The organism is Actinomadura sp. K4S16 (assembly GCF_008327685.1).
Lineage (GTDB): Bacteria > Actinomycetota > Actinomycetes > Streptosporangiales > Streptosporangiaceae > Spirillospora.
The window spans coordinates 194,732-211,655 of sequence record NZ_BDDE01000022.1 but is presented as its reverse complement, the minus strand read 5'-3'; the positions used below and the strand labels follow the sequence as shown (position 1 = coordinate 211,655).

Below are 16,924 nucleotides of genomic sequence, written 5' to 3'. Positions count from 1 at the left end.
GATGGCACGACCTGTCCCCTCGGAAACACCGCCCGCCCTCGTGAGGTGCCCATGCCTGATCCCCGTCGACTCGTCCCCGGCACCGATACCGTCCTCGCCGATACCCGTTTCGTCGAGCCTCTGCACCGGCTAGGCCAGACACTGGTCAAGCGGGCGGTGCGCGAAGCTCAGGTCCAGGCACGCCTCGGTGAGATACCGCCCGGGTCCGTGGCGGAGATGGCGCTCGCGCTCCTGCCGGACACAGCGTCCACCCTCCGGCCGGTTCTGAACGCGACCGGAGTCGTCCTGCACACCAATCTCGGGCGTGCCCCGCTGTCCCCCGCCGCGGTGGAGGCACTCCGCGCGGCCGCCGGGTACGTGGACGTGGAGTACGACGTGCTCAGCGGGGCGCGTGCCCGCCGAGGGCGCGGCACTCTGGACGCTCTCCGCGAGTCGGTTCCCGCGGCCGAGGACGTCCACATCGTGAACAACGGCGCCGCGGCCCTCGCACTAGTGGTCGCCACACTCGCCGCAGGACGCGACGTCGTCATCAGCCGCGGCGAGATGGTGGAGATCGGCGACCGGTTCCGCATCCCGGACCTGCTGGTCAGCGCCGGGGCACGGCTCCGGGAAGTCGGCACCACCAATCGCACCCAGCTCGCCGACTACGCGGACGCGGTCGGCGCGGACACCGGGTTCATCGTCAAGATCCACCCGTCGAACTTCCGCGTTGACGGCTTCACCCGGTCGGTCGGCGTCCGCGAGCTGAGCGCGCTCGGTCCGCCGGTCGTGGCGGACGTCGGCTCGGGCCTCCTCAGACCCGATCCGCTGCTGACCGGGGAACCGGACGTCACGACATGGCTGTCCGAGGGGGCCACCCTTGTCACCTCCAGCGGCGACAAGCTCCTCGGCGGCCCGCAGGCGGGCCTCATCTTCGGGCGCCGCGCCGTGGTCCACAGGCTTCGCCGCCATCCGCTCGCACGCGCCTTCCGCGTCGACAAGCTCACGCTCGCCGCTTTGGAGGCGACGCTGCGAGGTCCGGAGGACCCGGTGCGCCGGTACCTCAGGATCCCTCCGAAGGAACTCCGGCGGCGGGCCGAGGCCCTCGCCGCCGGGCTGCGGGCGGAGGGCGTCACCGCCGCCGCCGTGCAGAGTTCGGGCGCGGTCGGTGGCGGTGGCGCGCCCGGCGTGAAGCTTCCGGGCTGGGCGGTCGGGCTTCCCGAGTCCTTCTCCCTGCCGCTGCGCCAGGGCTGCCCTTGCGTCGTCGGCCGCGTAGAAGGGGGCCGGTGCCTGCTGGATCTGCGATGCGTGCCCGAGGACGACGACGCCGTGCTGCACCGTGCGGTGGCGACGACCGCCGCCCGGCTCGCGACGGGATGAGGACCGGCCGCCATGCACGTAATCGCCACGGCCGGCCACGTCGACCACGGGAAGTCGACCCTGCTGCGCGCGCTGACCGGGATGGAGCCCGACCGCTGGGCCGAGGAGCGGGAACGCGGCATGACCATCGATCTCGGCTACGCCTGGACCGTTCTTCCCGGCGGTGAGACCGTCGCGTTCGTCGACGTCCCCGGTCACCACCGGTTCATCACCAACATGCTCGCCGGCTTGGGGCCGGTCCCGGCGGCGATGCTCGTGGTCGCGGCGGACGAGGGCTGGTGCCGGCAGACGGGAGAGCACCTGGCCGCCCTCCAGGCGCTCGACGTCCGGCACGGACTCCTGGTCATCAGCCGCGCCGATCTCGGCGACGCCGACCTTGCGGCCGAGGAAGCGCACGACTACCTGGCAGGCACGGTGTTCGAAGACGTCGAGACAGTCGCCGTCAGCGCCGTCACCCGTCACGGCCTCGAGGAGTTGCGCGCCGCACTCGGGCGGCTGGCCGCGCGGATCCCCGCACCGTCACCGAGCCTGCCGGCGCGGTTGTGGGTCGACCGTGTCTTCACGATCCGCGGCGCGGGGACCGTCGTCACCGGCACCCTGGGGGCGGGCGAGATCGCGGCCGGGGACGAACTGCTCCTCGCCTCCAGCCGCAGACCGGTCCGGGTGCGGAAACTGGAAAGCCTCAAGGCGACCGTCATGCGGAGTACCGCCGTCGCCCGCGTCGCCGTGAACGTCCGCGGCTTGACGACCCGCGAGATCCGCCGGGGCGACGCACTCGTCGCCCCCTCCCGCTGGGCCCCCGTAGAGTGCATGGACGTGCGTCTGGTGTCCGCCGAGGAGAAGGTGGCCTCCCGTCTGATCCTCCACATCGGCTCGGCGGCCGTCCCCGTGCGCGTCCGCATGCTGGGGTCGGACACCGCGCGGCTGATGCTGGCGCGCCCACTCCCGCTGCACATCGGTGAACGCGCGATCCTGCGCGATCCGGGACCGCAGCGGATCGTCGCCGGCCTGATCATCCTGGACACCGCGCCCCCGCCGATCCGCCGCCGCGGCACCGGCGAGCGGGCGAGTGAACTCGCCCGCATGACAGGCCGCCCGGACCCCGCCGGGGAGCTGACGCGACGCCACGTCGTCGACCGGGGCCAACTCGTCGCGATGGGCGTCCTAGCGCCCGACGCGGAGCCACCCGGTAACGCGGTTGCGGTAGGAGATTGGTTGGTGCACCAACGGCAGTGGGACGACTGGAAGGCGGGTCTGTTCTCGCTCATCGACCGATGGGCGGCCGATCAGCCGATGGCACCGGGAATCCCGCGCGACACGGCAGCCAGGAAACTCGGTATCCCCGACGCCCGGCTCGTCGACGCGCTCATCGCCCACGCGGAGGGGCTGGTGTCAGATGGGGCCGGCGTCCACCGCAGCGGCGTCTCGGCGACATTGCCGCCACAGGCCGAAAAGGCCCTCGTAGTGATCATTCAGCGGCTCACCACCGAGCCCTTCATCGCCCCGGAATCACATGACCTGGAGAGCCTTGGGCTGGGGCCGCGCGCCCTCGCCACCGCAGTCTCATCGGGAAGGCTGCTCCGCGTCACCGACGGCGTATACCTGCTCCCGGAAGCCGTCGACCTGGCCGTCCAGCGACTTGCGACTCTTCCCCAACCCTTCACCCTGAGCGATGGGCGCCGCGCGCTCGGTACCACCAGGCGGGTCGCCGTACCGCTCTTGGAGATGCTGGACCGGGCGGGACGCACCCGCAGAGTCAACGCGAACCAGCGCGTTGTTCTCATGGCGCCGATGGACCAACCGGCTACCTGAAACGCATGGACCGCAAGTGCGAACGTCCTGGAGATCTCAATGACCTATGTGATCGCTCAGCCGTGTGTCGACGTCAAGGACAAGGCCTGCATAGACGAATGCCCGGTCGACTGCATTTACGAGGGCGAGCGCTCCCTGTACATCCACCCGGACGAATGCGTGGACTGCGGAGCTTGCGAGCCCGTATGCCCGGTGGAAGCAATCTATTATGAGGACGACGTACCGGAGCAATGGAAGGACTACTATGCCGCCAACGTGGAGTTCTTCTCCGACCTCGGCTCTCCCGGAGGCGCGGCGGCGATCGGTCCGATCGATCGCGATCACCCGCTGATCGCCGCGCTTCCACCACAGAACCAGGCGCCCTGATCCGCCCGGTCGCCATCGCGTCACGCTCCCTGCGGGTCGACGCCCAACGCGGTGCGGCTGAAACGCGGTGCGCACGAGCTCTCAGGTGAGGACCCACAGAACACCACCGGCGACCAGGCCGGCCGCCGCGACAGCGCCACCGGCGGCTGCGGTCACCCGCCATGACAGGTCTCGGACCACCATGACCATCGAAGGCAGGCTGACCGCCGGGAGCGTGATCAGGAGAGCGCCCAGCACGCCGGCGCCCGCTCCCGCCGCGGCGAGTCCCAGCAGGATCGGGATCTCTCCGGCCGTCGGGATGACCACGAGGGTGCCCAGTACCGCTGCGACCACGACCGTGAGTATCCCCCAGTGCGTCGCGGTGCCGTCGAACGGGAACAGCCAGCCGCGCAGCGCACCGACCGCGAACACCACCACCGCGTACTCCGGGACGAGCGTCAACGCCAGCCGTGCAAGTGAGCGGACGAAGCGGCGCGGTGCGGCGCGCATCCCTTCGCCGGCTTCGTCCTGCCCAAGCGTCACCGTCGATGCGTCGCCCCTCGTGCTCACCGCCCGGCCGATCAGCACCGTCGCCCCGAAGACCAGCACGACGCCCACGACCAATCGGGTGGCGAACCACTGCCACGGCGCGACGATCGCCAGGAACGCCAGCACCGCCGGGTTCAAGGTCGGGTTGCCGAACCAATAGGCCAGCACGGAGGAGGTGGGGGCACCGCCACGCCGCAGTGTGCCCGCGATCGGCGCCGTGCAGCAGGTGCACATCATGCAAGGGACGGACGCCAACCCACCGAGGACGGAACCACCGAACCGCCCCCGCCGGCTCAGCGCGGCGATGACCCGGCGACGGGGCATCAGGGCGTCCACGGCGGCTGCGACCACCAGCGCAACGACGAGGGCCTTCCACACCGCCTCGGCATAGTGGACGGTGAAGCTCCATCCGCCGTGCAGGCTGGGAGCCGAACCGCCCTGGCCGCCCTCCATCAGAAGAGAAGACCCGGGCCACGAGCGGTCGGCGAGAAGCCCGCCCAGTTTGAGGGAGTAAGGCCACCATTTGGCCCACATAAGGCCCACTATCGTGATCAACAAGAGCAGCAGTACGGCCGTCCGTACCTGAGGCGAACCGCGCCCCGGCTCGGTGGATTCAAGGTGCATCCAGATCACCGCTCCCAAAACCGCACGAGATCACAACTGCTGCCCCAGCTTCCAAAGTCACGCCGACCGTCGTCAATATCGTCAGGACATCGGCGGAACGCGCTTGCCCAAGACCAGGACGGCTGATATCAGGCGAGTGCGACGCCGACGGCACGAGCCCTTCACGGAACCGATGCCACGGGTTGCAACCGGTACCGGGGTACGGGCTTACCGTCGAGTCATGGAACTTGAACCAGTGCAGGGAAGGCCGGTTCACGAGTCTTGGATTCCGGCGGCGTGCACCTTGCCGACGGCCGAGCGCCCATTGCGGGTGGCCGCCTTCGACGCGCTCTTCGCCGAGGCCGTGACCGAAGTGAGCCCGTCCGGTCCCGGCCGCATACGACTGGCATTGCGCCCCGAGCCCCAGATCGCGGCCCGAGTGGCCGAGCTGACCGTGCGCGAGACCGGATGCTGCTCGTTATTCACCTTCACGCTCACCGCCGCCGACGGCGCGCTGGTGCTGGAGGTCGGTGTCGACGATCGGCACCGGGAGGTCCTGCACGCCCTGACCGCCAGGATCACCGCGGCGATGGGCGTGCCAGGGACCGATTCATGAGCGGCCAAGCTGCCACCGCCGGGATGCGCAGCGGACAACTCGCGGCGGCGGCCGGGGTGAACCAGCAGACACTGCGGTACTACGAACGCCGTGGACTGCTGGCAGAACCGCGGCGCACGCCCGGTGGGCACCGGCTGTACCCCACGGACGCCGTCACGAGGTTGCGAGTGATCAAAGCGGCACAGCGGCTCGGTTTCACCCTGCGGGAAGTGACCGAGTTACTGGAAGCCGGCGCTCACCGCCACCGGCTTCCCGATGCGAGCCTGGAAGCGCGAGCGCGGGCGAAACTGGACGAGGTCCAAGCAAAGATCGCGGATCTGACCGTCATCGCCGACACGTTGCGGCAGACGCTGACCACCGGCTGTACCGACCTTGTCGAATGTTCGCGACGGCTGGCCTGCCCAATACCGTTCACCGAGTTGGCCGATCGCACGGCCGACGACATGCCCGCCACCACGAGGGCGAACACGGTGCCCCTCCCAGACGGCGCCGCCCCAGCCGGCCACACCAGAGCCGACTCCTCCTGACGGCAACGATGGTGGGGGTTGGGGCATGGCAGGCGGGTGACTGGTGGGTGCGGTCATTGCCCGGTGGCTCCACTGACCAGTGCGGCCGCCGCTGTCGCGATGTCGGCCTGGGTGCTCCAGCGGCCCAGCGACAGCCGCACCGCGCCCAATGCCCGGTCGGCGTCCATCCCCATGGCCGACAGCACAGGCGAGGGTGTGTGGGCGCCGCTGTGGCAGGCCGAACCGGTCGAAGCCGCGACCTGCGCCGTGCGAGCGAGAAGTTCGTGCCCCGGGACGCCGTCGATGCTGATGTTGAGGGTGTTGGGCAGCCGCCGCAGCTCGGGCCCGTTGAGATGCACGCGGCCGGGCAACCCGTTGGCCAGCCGCCGGTGCAACTCGTCACGCAATGCCGCGGTCCGCACGGGCGCGCCGTCGGCCAGTTCGTCGGCCGCGAGGCGGGCGGCGCGACCCAAGGCCGCGGCCAGGGCGACGTTCTCAGTTCCGGAGCGCAGGCCGCGTTCCTGGCCGCCGCCGTAGACGACCGGCTCCAGCTCCACCCCTTCGCGCACGTACAACGCGGCCGCGCCCTTGGGGGCATACATCTTGTGCCCGACGACCGTCAGCAGGTCCACACCCAGCGCCCGGACGTCGATATCGAGCTTCCCGGCGGCCTGGGCGGCGTCGGTGTGCACGAGCACGCCGCGGTCATGGGCGAGGGCGGCCAGTTCGGCGACGGGCTGCAGGGCGCCGGTCTCATTGTTGGCGGCCATGATGGAGACCAGCACAGTGTCGGGGGTCAGAGCGGCGGCCAACGCGGAAGGCTGGACCAGCCCGTCACCGTCGACCGGCAGCACCGTCACCCGGGTGCCGTGCAGGCGCTGCAGGGCACGGCAGGTCTCCAGCACGACCGGATGCTCGGTGGCTTGGGTGATCACGTGCGGGTGCGAGGCCCCCGAGGCCAGGACGGCGCCGCGAACGGCGAGCTGGTCGGCCTCGGACCCCGAACCGGTGAACACGATCTCGTGCGGCTCGGCCCCGATCAGCGACGCCACGTCGGCGCGTGCTTCAGCGAGAGCGCGGCGGGGCCCGGCCCCGAAGGCGTGGCCACTGGAAGGATTGCCGAACGCCACGGTCAGGTGCGGCGCCATCGCCTCGGCCACCCGCGGGTCGATCGGTGTGGTGGCGTTGTAGTCCAGGTAGACCGGTCCGCCGGTGAGCCCCGGATGCGCGGGCGGCGCGGTATCGGTCATGCCAGGTCTCCTGCGTCGACGGACAACTCGGCCAGGCGCCACTCCAGCATGCCGTAGTCCTGCCGGATCGCGCGACGGCCGCGCCCTGGCCAAGGACGCCGCCCGCGGCCTGCGGCCACTGCGAAGCGGCGCGACCTGACCGTTGTCTTCGCCGCCGACACCCACTGCACGCCGACTCCGTCCCCGGCGCGGTCCATCTGACCCACGACATCGGCGCCACCGTCCTGGCCACGCTGCCGGACGCGACCGCGGTGCGGCCACGCACGGGGCCGACCCGCTCTGCTCGGCCCCACCCGGCGCCGAGCGCACCACCACGATCGGGCGCCCAAAGCGCACCGGTCCGCTGCTGGCCGCACCCGACGAGGACACCGAGCCGCTCCGGCCGATGCACAGGACAGCCATCCCATGAGAGATCGATGCAGTGGATGGTCTCGCTAATCGGAGCCGCGCGCGTTATGGCCATACTCCGAAACCTGTTCCCCACACTCAGGTACCCCACCCGCCATGGAGGCCCGAGCCGGTTCGTCATGGCGGCGATGTGGAACTGGCTCGTCATCTCCGAGCACGCAGGCCTGTGGTGGGGCTCGTCGGCCCGCTCGCCATGGTGACAGTAGTCGGCATGTGGGCCACCACCATCATCCTCGGCTGAACCGTCGTCTACTGGCCCACATGCCGGAGGCGTTCGTTTTCGAATCCGATTCCGGACTGAGGCAGCAGCCGGAGGTACTCGATTCCCTCTGTCGCTTGCCACGGTCGCCACGCTCGGTGCAGAGGCCCGGCAGGGCGCGGTGTTGCGGCCCCTTCTCGCCCACGTCATACCCGCGCGTGTCCCGGCCGACGTTGTCGGCTGCCTTGACGCTCTGGGAGTCGATGATGCCCACGCTGGGCTCGGCGCCCCGGCCCTTGTCCCGCCGGACCTGCTGCCGCAGCACGTCCAGCATCCGCAGCAAAGCCCGCTGCTTTCCCCCACCGCACGAAGTACCAGCACACCGCCCGCCAGGCAGGGAAGTCAGCAGGCAGCTGCCGCAAAGCGCAGCCGGTGCGCACCACGTACACCGCCTCACGACCTTCGCGCCGCGAGTGCTCCTCCCGACGGCGCCCGCCGCCAGGCGCGGGCAAGCAACTGCTCCACCAGCGCCCACTCATCGCCGGTCAGGCCCCGGGGGGACACGACGTCCGAGCCATCGCCACCCCCTGCACGAACCAGCACACGACATCACGCAACCACAGCGACCCTGATCAACTTCTCTAGCGCGTACTAGAGCCGTGGACGCCACTCGACCAAGCGCAGACAGCGGAAGCGATGCAGGAAAAACGCGTCGAGTTCGGTGTCGTTCGCGCGGGACGCCGCGCCGCGCGGCACTCGGCGGCCGGCGCCGTGACACGCGCCGACCAGGGTCCGTGGGTTGCCGTGCCCGCGCAAGACGTAGCTGGCCGTCCCCATCTACCCGGGCACGATGCCCGGCTCGCCCGAATCGCGTACGGTCCACCGACCATGTCGGCGTACCCCAGCGGAGGGCGCCGACCGCAGCGGGCGGCAAGATCTTCAAGGCAGCCAGCATGGCTTTCACCGCTGACCTCGACCGGCCCCGGATGGCGCACCCAGGATGATCGACCCTCTGTGTGAGCGCTTCGGGAATCTGCGAAGCGTACGGTGGCTCCCGAAACTGGCTCCCGAGACTACGAAGCGCTCATTGGAACACGCGAGATCGCGCCGTGGACGACGCTCTGACCTGCGGAAACTTGGGGTGGGCGATACTGGGTTCGAACCAGTGGCCTCTTCGGTGTGAAGAAAAGCAGGAACGTCGATCTAGGTCGATCCAAGTCGAACGGGGAGCCTCTCACCTGCACGAACGCCCTAACTAGGTCGTGTTGAGTCGATGGGAGCCTGACTGCGGTGGCTCCCGAAACTGGCTCCCGTGGCTCCATGATGCACGACTAACACGACGTGCTGATCGGCCCAGTGTTGGATTGGCCGGTCACGTCCAGCGGCGCGATATGATTGATCACGGTGAAGGCAGCAGACCAAAACACGGACACCACTGGCGCGCCGCAGCCCCAGGGACATGCAGCCTCCCAGCCTCAGCGGGTCAAATCCCGACCGCCAACGCTAATAACCACTATTTCTTTTTCCAAAAAATGCACCTAAGGCGAGCCCTGCAGCAAGCATAGTGGCACCGAATGCCACTCGCTTGACTCTGTCCATTCTTGCTGCATCGCTTGCAACAAGCGGCGGCATTTCCATCGCCTCTCGATATTCACTATCGATTATTTCGAACATCTGACGTCTTTTCTCGTCCCTCATCGCATCCGCCTCCCAGGTTGAACGCGCTACCTGCCACCACTCTCGACCAATCTCGGTTTGAAATGCACTCTGACACAATTCATCACGTATAACCCTTTCCGAGAATTCTCCGGAAAGGAATCCCTGTTGACAATGCTTGAAGTTCGAAGTTATGAATAGAAATTGTCGCCATTGCTCGTCAGTTCGATCACGGACCCGAATACCAGAATATCCCCATACAGGCAATATGGCTCTTGGATTTTCCATTGCCATTCGTATTAACTCTAAATGCCCACTTCGCTGAACAGTCTTCCTATTGTCACGGTAAGACCTAATCTGCAGAAGCAGAGACACAACAAGGCCGCAGAGTGCAATGGCAGACACAAGCGCAGAAATCCCCCCGTAAGCCTGGCCTATCTCGCTAATTCGCGTCCAATTTGCATTAAACGTTCCACTAAGAGCAAGCAGAGCCAGGGGCGACAGGAAGACAAGAATGAATAGAATGCTAAAAGCGAGCGTCCAAGCGAGTATCTGCCGAGAAGATATCTTCGTCATCAAGAAAGCCATTCCTGTCACAAGTCCGGAAGAGTGAGTTCCGGGGGCCACAATGGGAGATACTGGCAATGCGTTTGATGTTCCATCACAAGTCGTCGAGTGGAGGAAAGCGCGCCTGCCGCCTCAGGCAACTTACAGGGGGCTCGCGCGTCGTTGTTCAGTTGAGTGAGTCGGCGGTGCCTGCATCAGTGGAGCCCCCCTGCCTTCCAGTCTGCTTCCCGCAAGGGCAGGAATTCGTCCACTTGGTCGAGGAGCGGTCGACCCGATCTGTCACGGATTCGCTGAGCCCGCCGCACCAGTCGTTCACCGACGGGCGGAGCTATGTGGACGATGTTGGAGGCCTCATCCACCGAAACCCCTTGCTCGGCCAGGAGGAAGAGGGTGGTCAACGCGGTGCGCGGACAGTAGTGCCACTCGGCAAGGGCCAGAAGAGCATCAGCGGGGTCGGTCCACGCCCGTGGAACCGAGCCCGCGGCTCTCTTTGCCGGTGGCGAGGACAGGTACCGGAGCATCCAGGGCATATCGTCTTCCTCCTTCCACCAGCACCAGCGCCCGTGTGGCACGGCCAACTCCCAACCTGTGCCGTCGTATTTTTCGTTCTTGTTGTGCCAGATGAGGTAGCCGACACAGGAGCTGTGATGGCGGATCGTCCAGCGCGCATCACCCCACGGGGCGGGGGATGGGGGGAGTAATTGCCACCCGGTGCGGTTCTCCGCGCGAGATACTGTGGCAAGAGTGCGGCCGAGAATGCTGGAGATGTCGATCGACCGGTCGATGAAGGTTGACAGAACCAACTGGCCCAGCCCCTGAGGCTCGGAAGCGGTCGTCAGCGCGGCACTGACGTGCCCGACCGAGGCGATGCCCTGGGGAGCCGGCGACTCGTCTTCTGCGGAGTCGTGTCCCCTGGACAGGTCCTGGAGTGCTAACGGTGCCTCACCAAGCTCGCGAAGATTGGCCATCGCTTCACTTGCATCGGGTTCAATCCCGGATGAAGCCACCGTCTGCCATGCCTCGGCGGCACGTGAGACATCCCCGAGTTTCCCGTACACCTGGCCCAGCAGCACGCCCGCATGCGGCCACAGTCTCGGGTGCTGGCCGCTCACTACCTCGCGCAACATCGCCGCGGCGTTCCGGAAGCGACCGAACCAGTAATGGAGAAGTCCTAGGTGGAAAGCCGCCTCCAAGCGATACTCGGGATGCTTGGAGTTGTAGGCGATCTCAAGGTGCCGCATTGCCAACGCCGTCTGGTTCAAAACCCCGTAGAGCTGCCCCAGCGATGAGTGCGCGGCCGGGGTGAAGTCGGGGTGCCCCGCTGCGATGGCCTTCTGATAGGTCTGGATCGCGCCGTGGAAGTCCTCACGATCCTCCAGCAGGCGCCCCAAGATCCACGCTGCCTTGGCCCCCGCTTCGGAGTGTCGGGATGTGCTGGCCCTGCTCAGCAATGAGACAGCTTCGTCGGTGGCGCCGTCCCGTCCGTAGTGCCGCAGGCCGAGCTCGGTCAGCGCCAATGGCGACCACTCGGCGTCGTCGGCATCGATCGCCAACCGATAGAGGCCGTCAACGACATCCACATCCGCGCCCTGAGACTTGCGGATGTGGGCTATGAGTACTGCGGCGTGGGCCCGGCGTGTGGTGTCGCCGGTCGCCAGCACGCTCTCGAGGATCGCGACCGCGCCGACCTCATCCCCGACATCCATGCGGAGCAGGCCCATATTGAACCGCGCCCGCGCCGCCATCTCGGGTCCGCCCAGGTCCAGCACCACCGCCAATGCACGTTCGGCCCCGGCCGCGTCGCCCTCCTCTCGCCTGAGCCTCCCCAACTCCAAGGCGGCGTTCACCGAGTGCTGGGCGTCACCGCATTCGATGCACCGTTCAAAGGCTGTGGCGGCGTCCTGCTTCGACCCGAACAAGAGCGCCCTGTAACCCTGGTCGAACAGAGTCTCAGCACGGTTGACATCAACCGCCTCGGCGGCGTCGCCCGCCTCTGAGTTCCGGATGCGCCGGGTCACATAATCGATTAACGCGGACCTGAGCAGTCGCTCCTCGGGGTCATCAACGCTCCCGTCCCGATCCCCGGCTACCTCAGCCAGTCCCTCCGGCGTCGGCCGCAGCGCGGCCAGAACCATCACGGCCCGTCGCCGGACCGCAGGCTTGGCGCTGGAGAAGTCACGGTCGAGCAGTTCGACTGCTCGATCCACCTCGCCGGAGAGCGCGTGATGGGTGGCCAGGGCCAGGCAAGCGTCGGGCGACCAGTCCTGGTCACAATCCGCAGCATCGGTCCACCATCCGATCGCGGCATCGGTGTCGCCGTCGGCGTTGGCGATGTTGCCCAACTGGCAGGCGGCGAAGCATGCCTCACCGGATAGTCCGTCACGGACAGCCGCGTGATACCCGGCCTCGAATGACTCCCGCGCCGCTCGGCGGTCTCCGAGATCGCTGTACGCGGCGGCAGCGAGCAGACGGGCTTGCGGCTCGAGAGAGCGCATGGCCGCCGCCTTGGTGTGGGCCTCGGCAGAGTAAGCCAGCCGCCGTAGATCCCCCGCTCTCATTCCGATGTGGGTGCACTCCTCAGGCGTGGCGAAATCGATCAGTTCCGCCCACAAGGCGTCGGGAATCGCCCGGTTCGGCTCGGCACCGTCGACCAGGACTCGTGCTACTCCCCACAGCCGTTCGTCGCGGCCTCGGCGCGGCATGACAGTGAGCAGCGCGTCATTCGCCGAACCGGCCCCCTGCGCCCAAGTGATGCCCGCTTCGAAGAGCTCGTCCGTCGCAGAGATGTTCCTGATCTCTGCCAGGTAGTGCGGGAAGAGCCGCCGGAGTTCGCTGTCGGAGACCGGGCGCTTCAGTCCAGCGCGGCGGCAATCGACTGCGGCGCGCACCAACGCCATGCCCTCGGGGCTGCCCGTACGCGCGGTGGTCAGGCGGAGGATCATCATGTCTGCGTCGAGTGCGGCATCGCCGATCTGGTCCGCATCCAGCGACACGGCATCGCCAACAGAGTTGAGCGTCACCTGCTCGATGATCTCGGGCTCGTACAGTAGATGGAGCAAGTACGCGCTACGCAAAGCGTCCCGCGCCACCGGCAACCGACCGCGCGGGGCATCAAGGATCGCGGCGCAGTCGTGGGCCGAGACGGTCGCCACAATGAACACTGTACTGGCGAGCCGGTCCACGGTCTCGCGGGTGAGGCAGTCCAAATCTTCGACTGTCAATCCGTCCGCCCAGATCAGGGTCGGCGGCGCCGCAATCGAGGTCAAGTCTTTGTTTTCGGCGAGAGCGGCGAGCGCGTTCCCACCCTGTGGCACCAGTACTCTCGTGTTCGGAGGCAAGACCTCCTCGACCGCGTGCCAGGCGGACGTGGACTTGCCAGCGCCGTCGTCTCCATACACCAGCACGAACGGGTATGGCGCCGCTGGTACGGCGAGCGCCGCGCACAACTCCTCGTCGAAGTCGGGCCGAGGCAAGTAGACGCCGCCCTTGGGTGAGGGCTTACCGTCCCAGTCGCTGGAGAGTTCGCCCAGCGTCGGGAACGGCGGTCGTCGGATTCGATTCGGCGGTAGAACCGAGAACTCCGCCAGCAGAGCGCCCAGCCGAGCAGTGCGGTCAGCGGCCGCACGCTCCATGGCCTGCACCAGGAGTTCGTGACGCCTGCGCCAGTGCTTCGTATCCGCCATTCGGGCGTCCAACTCCAGGCCACGAGGCTCCGCGTAGGCGACCAGCGCCGTCACAACGTCGGACACCAGATCCCATCGCGGGGCGCGCTCACCACGCCCTGCTAACAGGGCGCTGATTGTCGCTATGCCTGGCTTGGCGACGGTCCGGCCCTGGATCTCCTTCAGCGACGGCGACCCCGCGTTTCGTTTGAGTTCACGAAGCTCATCGGCGAATCGGCGCAACAACGACGAGCCGTCCTCAGTACCACCCACAGTGGTATTTCCCTCACCCATGAACGAACCATAACTCTGGGCTAGGCAGGGCGTGCGGGAACGTTCGGTTCCCATCGGGCGCCGCCCCTGACGGCTCTCCTGCGCCCCAGGTCAGCGCCCTGCGCGGCCGACCTGTTCCACTTCGTTCGGGAACCGCCGCTGCCCGCCCGCGAAGAAGCAAGGTTCCTCTCAGCCGCGGCAGACACCGCGGTTGTGCGCAACGGAGGAAGACAATGGAACTCTTCGACCCCAAGGCCGTGCTAGTCCTCATCGCAATGATCCTCATCGCGGCGATAACGGCCAGTCTCACCCTGGCCGCCGGCGGCACCTGGCCGACCGCGCTGCTGGCCGGCGGAGGCAGCGCCTGGACTGTGCTGTCCACCCTCCCCTCGATACTGAAGTAGCACTCGGGTGGTGCCGGCCGAGCCCGGCACCACCCGTCTCTACGGCTCATTGCAGCGCTCACAGGCCGATCTCCGCACCAGCGTGGCCATGCCGGTCTCGCCCGGAAGGGGGTCTGTCCATTTAACGGCTCTGTCGCAGTTTCGGCTCTGTCGCAGTTTCGGTGGTAGCGGAGGGTGTCAGCCCGTCACGCTGAGGGGTGATTGAGGGCGACAGGCCTGTCGATGTGGTCTTCTCGGACCTGTCCGGCCTGGTCATCGAGGATGTGACGGACGAGGGCGAGCTGATTCGGGTGCGGGCCCGCAGCCGGAGGGTGCCGGTGCCTTGCCCGGACTGCGCGGTCGGGACCGCCCATGTCCATGGGTGGTGCGAGCGGACCGTGGCCGATGTTCCCGTCGATGGACGGCCGGTCGTGCTGGATGTGCGAGTGCGGCGGCTCGCGTGCCGGGACTGGCGGTGCCCCGGCGGACGTTCCGGGAGCAGCTCTCTGGGCTGCTGGAGCGGTATCAGCGACGAACTATCCGGCTGACCGCCCAGGTCGGGGCGGTGGCGGAGATTTAGCAGGCCGGGCCGGTGCCCGTCTGATCTCAGTCCTGGGAATACCGGTCTCCCGTCACACCGCACTGCGAGCCCTGCTGCGGATCCCGTTACCGGTGGTGGCGACGCCGCGGGTGCTGGGTACGGACGACTTCTCCCTGCGGCGCCCCAGGACCTACGCGACCATCCTGATCGACGCCGAGACCCGCCGGCGCATCGATGTCCTGCCCGACCGCAGATCCGACACCCTTGCAGCGTGGCTGCGCCAGCGTCCGGGTGTGCAGGTCGTCTGCCGGGACGGCGCCGCCAGCTACGCCGACGCCGTGCACCAGGCTCTGCCCGACGCCCTGCAGCGACCGGTGGCTTATCTGGCACAACTTCGCCCAGCTGTCGGTAAGGAGGTCGCCGTGCATAGCGGCTGCTGGGCCAGTGCCTCCCGAGTGCGCAGACTCGATGGCGGAAAGACCACCACCCTGGCCCGGTGGCAGCAGGTCCACGATCTGCTCGATGCGGGCGTTGGCCTGCTGGAATGTGCTCACTGCAAGCCATCTCTGAGCTTCCTCCGGTTCCACGGACACCTCATCTGGTTGACCTTGATCAACCAGGGAAGGAAGTGCCCCGTGCCACCACCTCACCCGCCCGAGTTCCGGTGTCGCGCCGTCGAGCTGGCCAGGACCGGCGTTGTGCGACCTGCGGCCCTCGCCGTGCGGCGACTCTCCGATCATCGTGCCCATCAACGCTCCCGGCTCCATCGCCAAGGTTGAACTGTCGTTCCAAGCCTGCTGGCCATGGGCCCGACGTCAGTAGTTTCGTCCGATTCGGTCGTTAAACCGTTTCTCGTAGCTCCTCTGTTGGTCCAGCCTGGCTTGGAGCGCGTCTCGCTGAGCTGGGGCGAAATGCCCCCGCCTTCAGATCCCCTCCGCCGCCTCCGGAGAAGACCGGGGTTGGGTTCGCAGGACCCGTCGATCTTCGCCGATCGCTTGACGAACCAGATCGAGCACTGAGCCGCAAGGCCCAGACAAGATCAGCCTGAATCTGGATAATAGACCACATGACAAGTGAGCACGACGGGCGCCAAGATCCCGATGAACTCCCGGGTCCTTCGTCGACATCTCGGGGATGGCTGGGCCGGCAACTTGATAAGGTCCCTTGGACTCAAGTCCTCGGCCCTGCCGTCATGTTCGCTGTATTCGGGGCACTGGCGCAGTTGCTGGGTGCGGTCGGAGTAAGAGTCGTTCTGGCGGTTACAGTCGCCGTGGTCTCTGGTTACGCCCTCGTCCGCAGCATGGCTATTTTACGCCGGATAGGTAAATGGACAGGAATAGCCCTCAGCATCATCGGGATACTGGTTTGCACGGTCGTCATTTTCGACGCACGCGATAAGCCGGAAGAAGCGGTTCCGGAGCAAAAACTTGAAACGCAACCCCCGGCTGGCTCGGCAAATCTAACCGTCACCGTGAACACAAACCCAATGGATTTGCATTCACCCAAGCTTCGGCTTCTCTATTCCGCTCGGCAGGACTGGATGCTGCCTTCAGGTCAAACAGTCAAGGGTGAACCAGGTCACTCGGACGACGGCCTCTATCTATTTGCCAAGAAGTTCCATGGTGTTGCTATGGGGTATCTGTATTTTAGTGTCGTGATCCAAAACCTCACCGGTGGCGCGGTCAGTCTCGATAGCATTCACGTGGCAGACTTTAGTTGCACTGGTCCCCTGAAAGGGGTACATATCTGGAGCGGCGGTGGTGCAGAAGAAACACCCGTTAGCACCGTTCTTATAGACTTGGACAAGAAGTATCCGCTTGCGGTAACGTCGAAAAATTATCCGAATGAAGTTTCGCCAGACGAAGAACCTTTCGGTTACACGATTGCCGCACAAAAATCCCAGGCATTCGATGTTGTGGCTTGGCTGCACAAACATCAGAGTTGTAGCTTTAAACTTACAATAAAGGCTATCATCAATGGACGAGATAAGGTCATTGCAGTGTCGGACAACAGAGAGCCTTTCCGTATCACAGCTCCGCCTTCAGAGGGTGCGCCTATATGGCAATTGAATGACTTTGGACCAAGCCACGTCTGGGACTATGTGGACCCGGCCAAGGGCGGCGATCCACCGTTCAAGAGCGCGTATGAGGCGCTGACAGTTACAGATCCGTAGCCCCATTGTCCAACCGGCACGG

Annotated in this window: 15 protein-coding genes and 1 pseudogene; 9 read left to right on the top strand and 7 right to left on the bottom strand. The window is 66.6% G+C overall.

The window, feature by feature from the left end:
* Positions 1-51: 51 nt before the first annotated feature.
* The 3 genes from selA to fdxA are packed head-to-tail and all read left to right on the top strand — an operon-like array spanning position 52 to position 3,537.
* Positions 52-1,359: an L-seryl-tRNA(Sec) selenium transferase gene (selA, locus tag K4S16_RS34860; RefSeq protein WP_149263321.1), complete on the top strand. Its 1,308-nt coding sequence runs from the start codon at positions 52-54 to the stop codon at positions 1,357-1,359.
* 12 nt (positions 1,360-1,371) lie between these two features.
* Positions 1,372-3,171: a selenocysteine-specific translation elongation factor gene (gene selB, locus K4S16_RS34855; protein WP_149263320.1), complete on the top strand. Its 1,800-nt coding sequence runs from the start codon at positions 1,372-1,374 to the stop codon at positions 3,169-3,171.
* Positions 3,172-3,210: 39 nt separating this feature from the next.
* The gene (fdxA, locus tag K4S16_RS34850; protein ID WP_149263319.1) at positions 3,211-3,537 is read left to right on the top strand and encodes a ferredoxin; all 327 of its coding nucleotides are present in this window, start codon (positions 3,211-3,213) and stop codon (positions 3,535-3,537) included.
* 81 nt (positions 3,538-3,618) lie between these two features.
* Here fdxA and K4S16_RS34845 read toward each other — a convergent pair whose 3' ends face one another.
* On the bottom strand, positions 3,619-4,689 hold the full coding sequence (locus K4S16_RS34845) for a permease (protein WP_149263364.1): 1,071 nt from the start codon (positions 4,687-4,689) through the stop codon (positions 3,619-3,621).
* Between the two features lie 220 nt (positions 4,690-4,909).
* Between K4S16_RS34845 and K4S16_RS34840 the strand changes: the two genes are divergently transcribed.
* The gene (locus K4S16_RS34840; protein WP_149263318.1) at positions 4,910-5,284 is read left to right on the top strand and encodes a hypothetical protein; all 375 of its coding nucleotides are present in this window, start codon (positions 4,910-4,912) and stop codon (positions 5,282-5,284) included.
* Positions 5,281-5,811 carry a MerR family transcriptional regulator gene (locus tag K4S16_RS34835; RefSeq protein WP_149263317.1) on the top strand — a complete coding sequence of 177 codons (531 nt, stop codon included), beginning with the start codon at positions 5,281-5,283 and terminating at the stop codon, positions 5,809-5,811. The genes K4S16_RS34840 and K4S16_RS34835 overlap by 4 nt, the downstream gene beginning before the upstream one ends.
* A gap of 53 nt (positions 5,812-5,864) precedes the next feature.
* On the opposite strand, the gene K4S16_RS34830 is transcribed toward K4S16_RS34835, so the two are convergent.
* The 6 genes and pseudogenes from K4S16_RS34830 to K4S16_RS34800 all read right to left on the bottom strand — a co-directional run bounded on the left by K4S16_RS34830 (position 5,865) and on the right by K4S16_RS34800 (position 13,826).
* Positions 5,865-7,040 (bottom strand): cysteine desulfurase family protein, encoded by a 1,176-nt coding sequence (locus K4S16_RS34830; RefSeq protein ID WP_149263316.1) that lies wholly within the window; start codon positions 7,038-7,040, stop codon positions 5,865-5,867.
* A gap of 635 nt (positions 7,041-7,675) precedes the next feature.
* Positions 7,676-7,990, bottom strand: a complete 315-nt coding sequence (locus K4S16_RS47050; RefSeq protein WP_375708359.1) for a hypothetical protein — start codon at positions 7,988-7,990, stop codon at positions 7,676-7,678.
* Between the two features lie 16 nt (positions 7,991-8,006).
* Positions 8,007-8,186: pseudogene (locus K4S16_RS47045) on the bottom strand (transposase); the annotation flags it as partial.
* A 112-nt stretch (positions 8,187-8,298) separates the two neighbouring features.
* Positions 8,299-8,484, bottom strand: coding sequence for an RtcB family protein (locus K4S16_RS47040; RefSeq protein WP_149263313.1), 186 nt, complete (start codon positions 8,482-8,484; stop codon positions 8,299-8,301).
* A gap of 666 nt (positions 8,485-9,150) precedes the next feature.
* Positions 9,151-9,879, bottom strand: coding sequence for a DUF6082 family protein (locus tag K4S16_RS46025; protein ID WP_235037255.1), 729 nt, complete (start codon positions 9,877-9,879; stop codon positions 9,151-9,153).
* A gap of 185 nt (positions 9,880-10,064) precedes the next feature.
* On the bottom strand, positions 10,065-13,826 hold the full coding sequence (locus tag K4S16_RS34800) for a lipopolysaccharide assembly protein LapB (protein WP_149263311.1): 3,762 nt from the start codon (positions 13,824-13,826) through the stop codon (positions 10,065-10,067).
* 212 nt (positions 13,827-14,038) lie between these two features.
* Between K4S16_RS34800 and K4S16_RS44645 the strand changes: the two genes are divergently transcribed.
* From K4S16_RS44645 to K4S16_RS34790, 4 genes are all read left to right on the top strand, one after another.
* Positions 14,039-14,209: a hypothetical protein gene (locus K4S16_RS44645; RefSeq protein WP_160161134.1), complete on the top strand. Its 171-nt coding sequence runs from the start codon at positions 14,039-14,041 to the stop codon at positions 14,207-14,209.
* A 197-nt stretch (positions 14,210-14,406) separates the two neighbouring features.
* Entirely contained in the window at positions 14,407-14,736 is a 330-nt protein-coding gene (locus tag K4S16_RS47035) for a transposase family protein (RefSeq protein WP_375708357.1), read from the top strand.
* Between the two features lie 127 nt (positions 14,737-14,863).
* The gene (locus tag K4S16_RS47030; RefSeq protein ID WP_160161133.1) at positions 14,864-15,508 is read left to right on the top strand and encodes a transposase; all 645 of its coding nucleotides are present in this window, start codon (positions 14,864-14,866) and stop codon (positions 15,506-15,508) included.
* Between the two features lie 287 nt (positions 15,509-15,795).
* Positions 15,796-16,902: a hypothetical protein gene (locus K4S16_RS34790; protein WP_149263309.1), complete on the top strand. Its 1,107-nt coding sequence runs from the start codon at positions 15,796-15,798 to the stop codon at positions 16,900-16,902.
* The last annotated feature ends 22 nt before the right edge of the window (positions 16,903-16,924 follow it).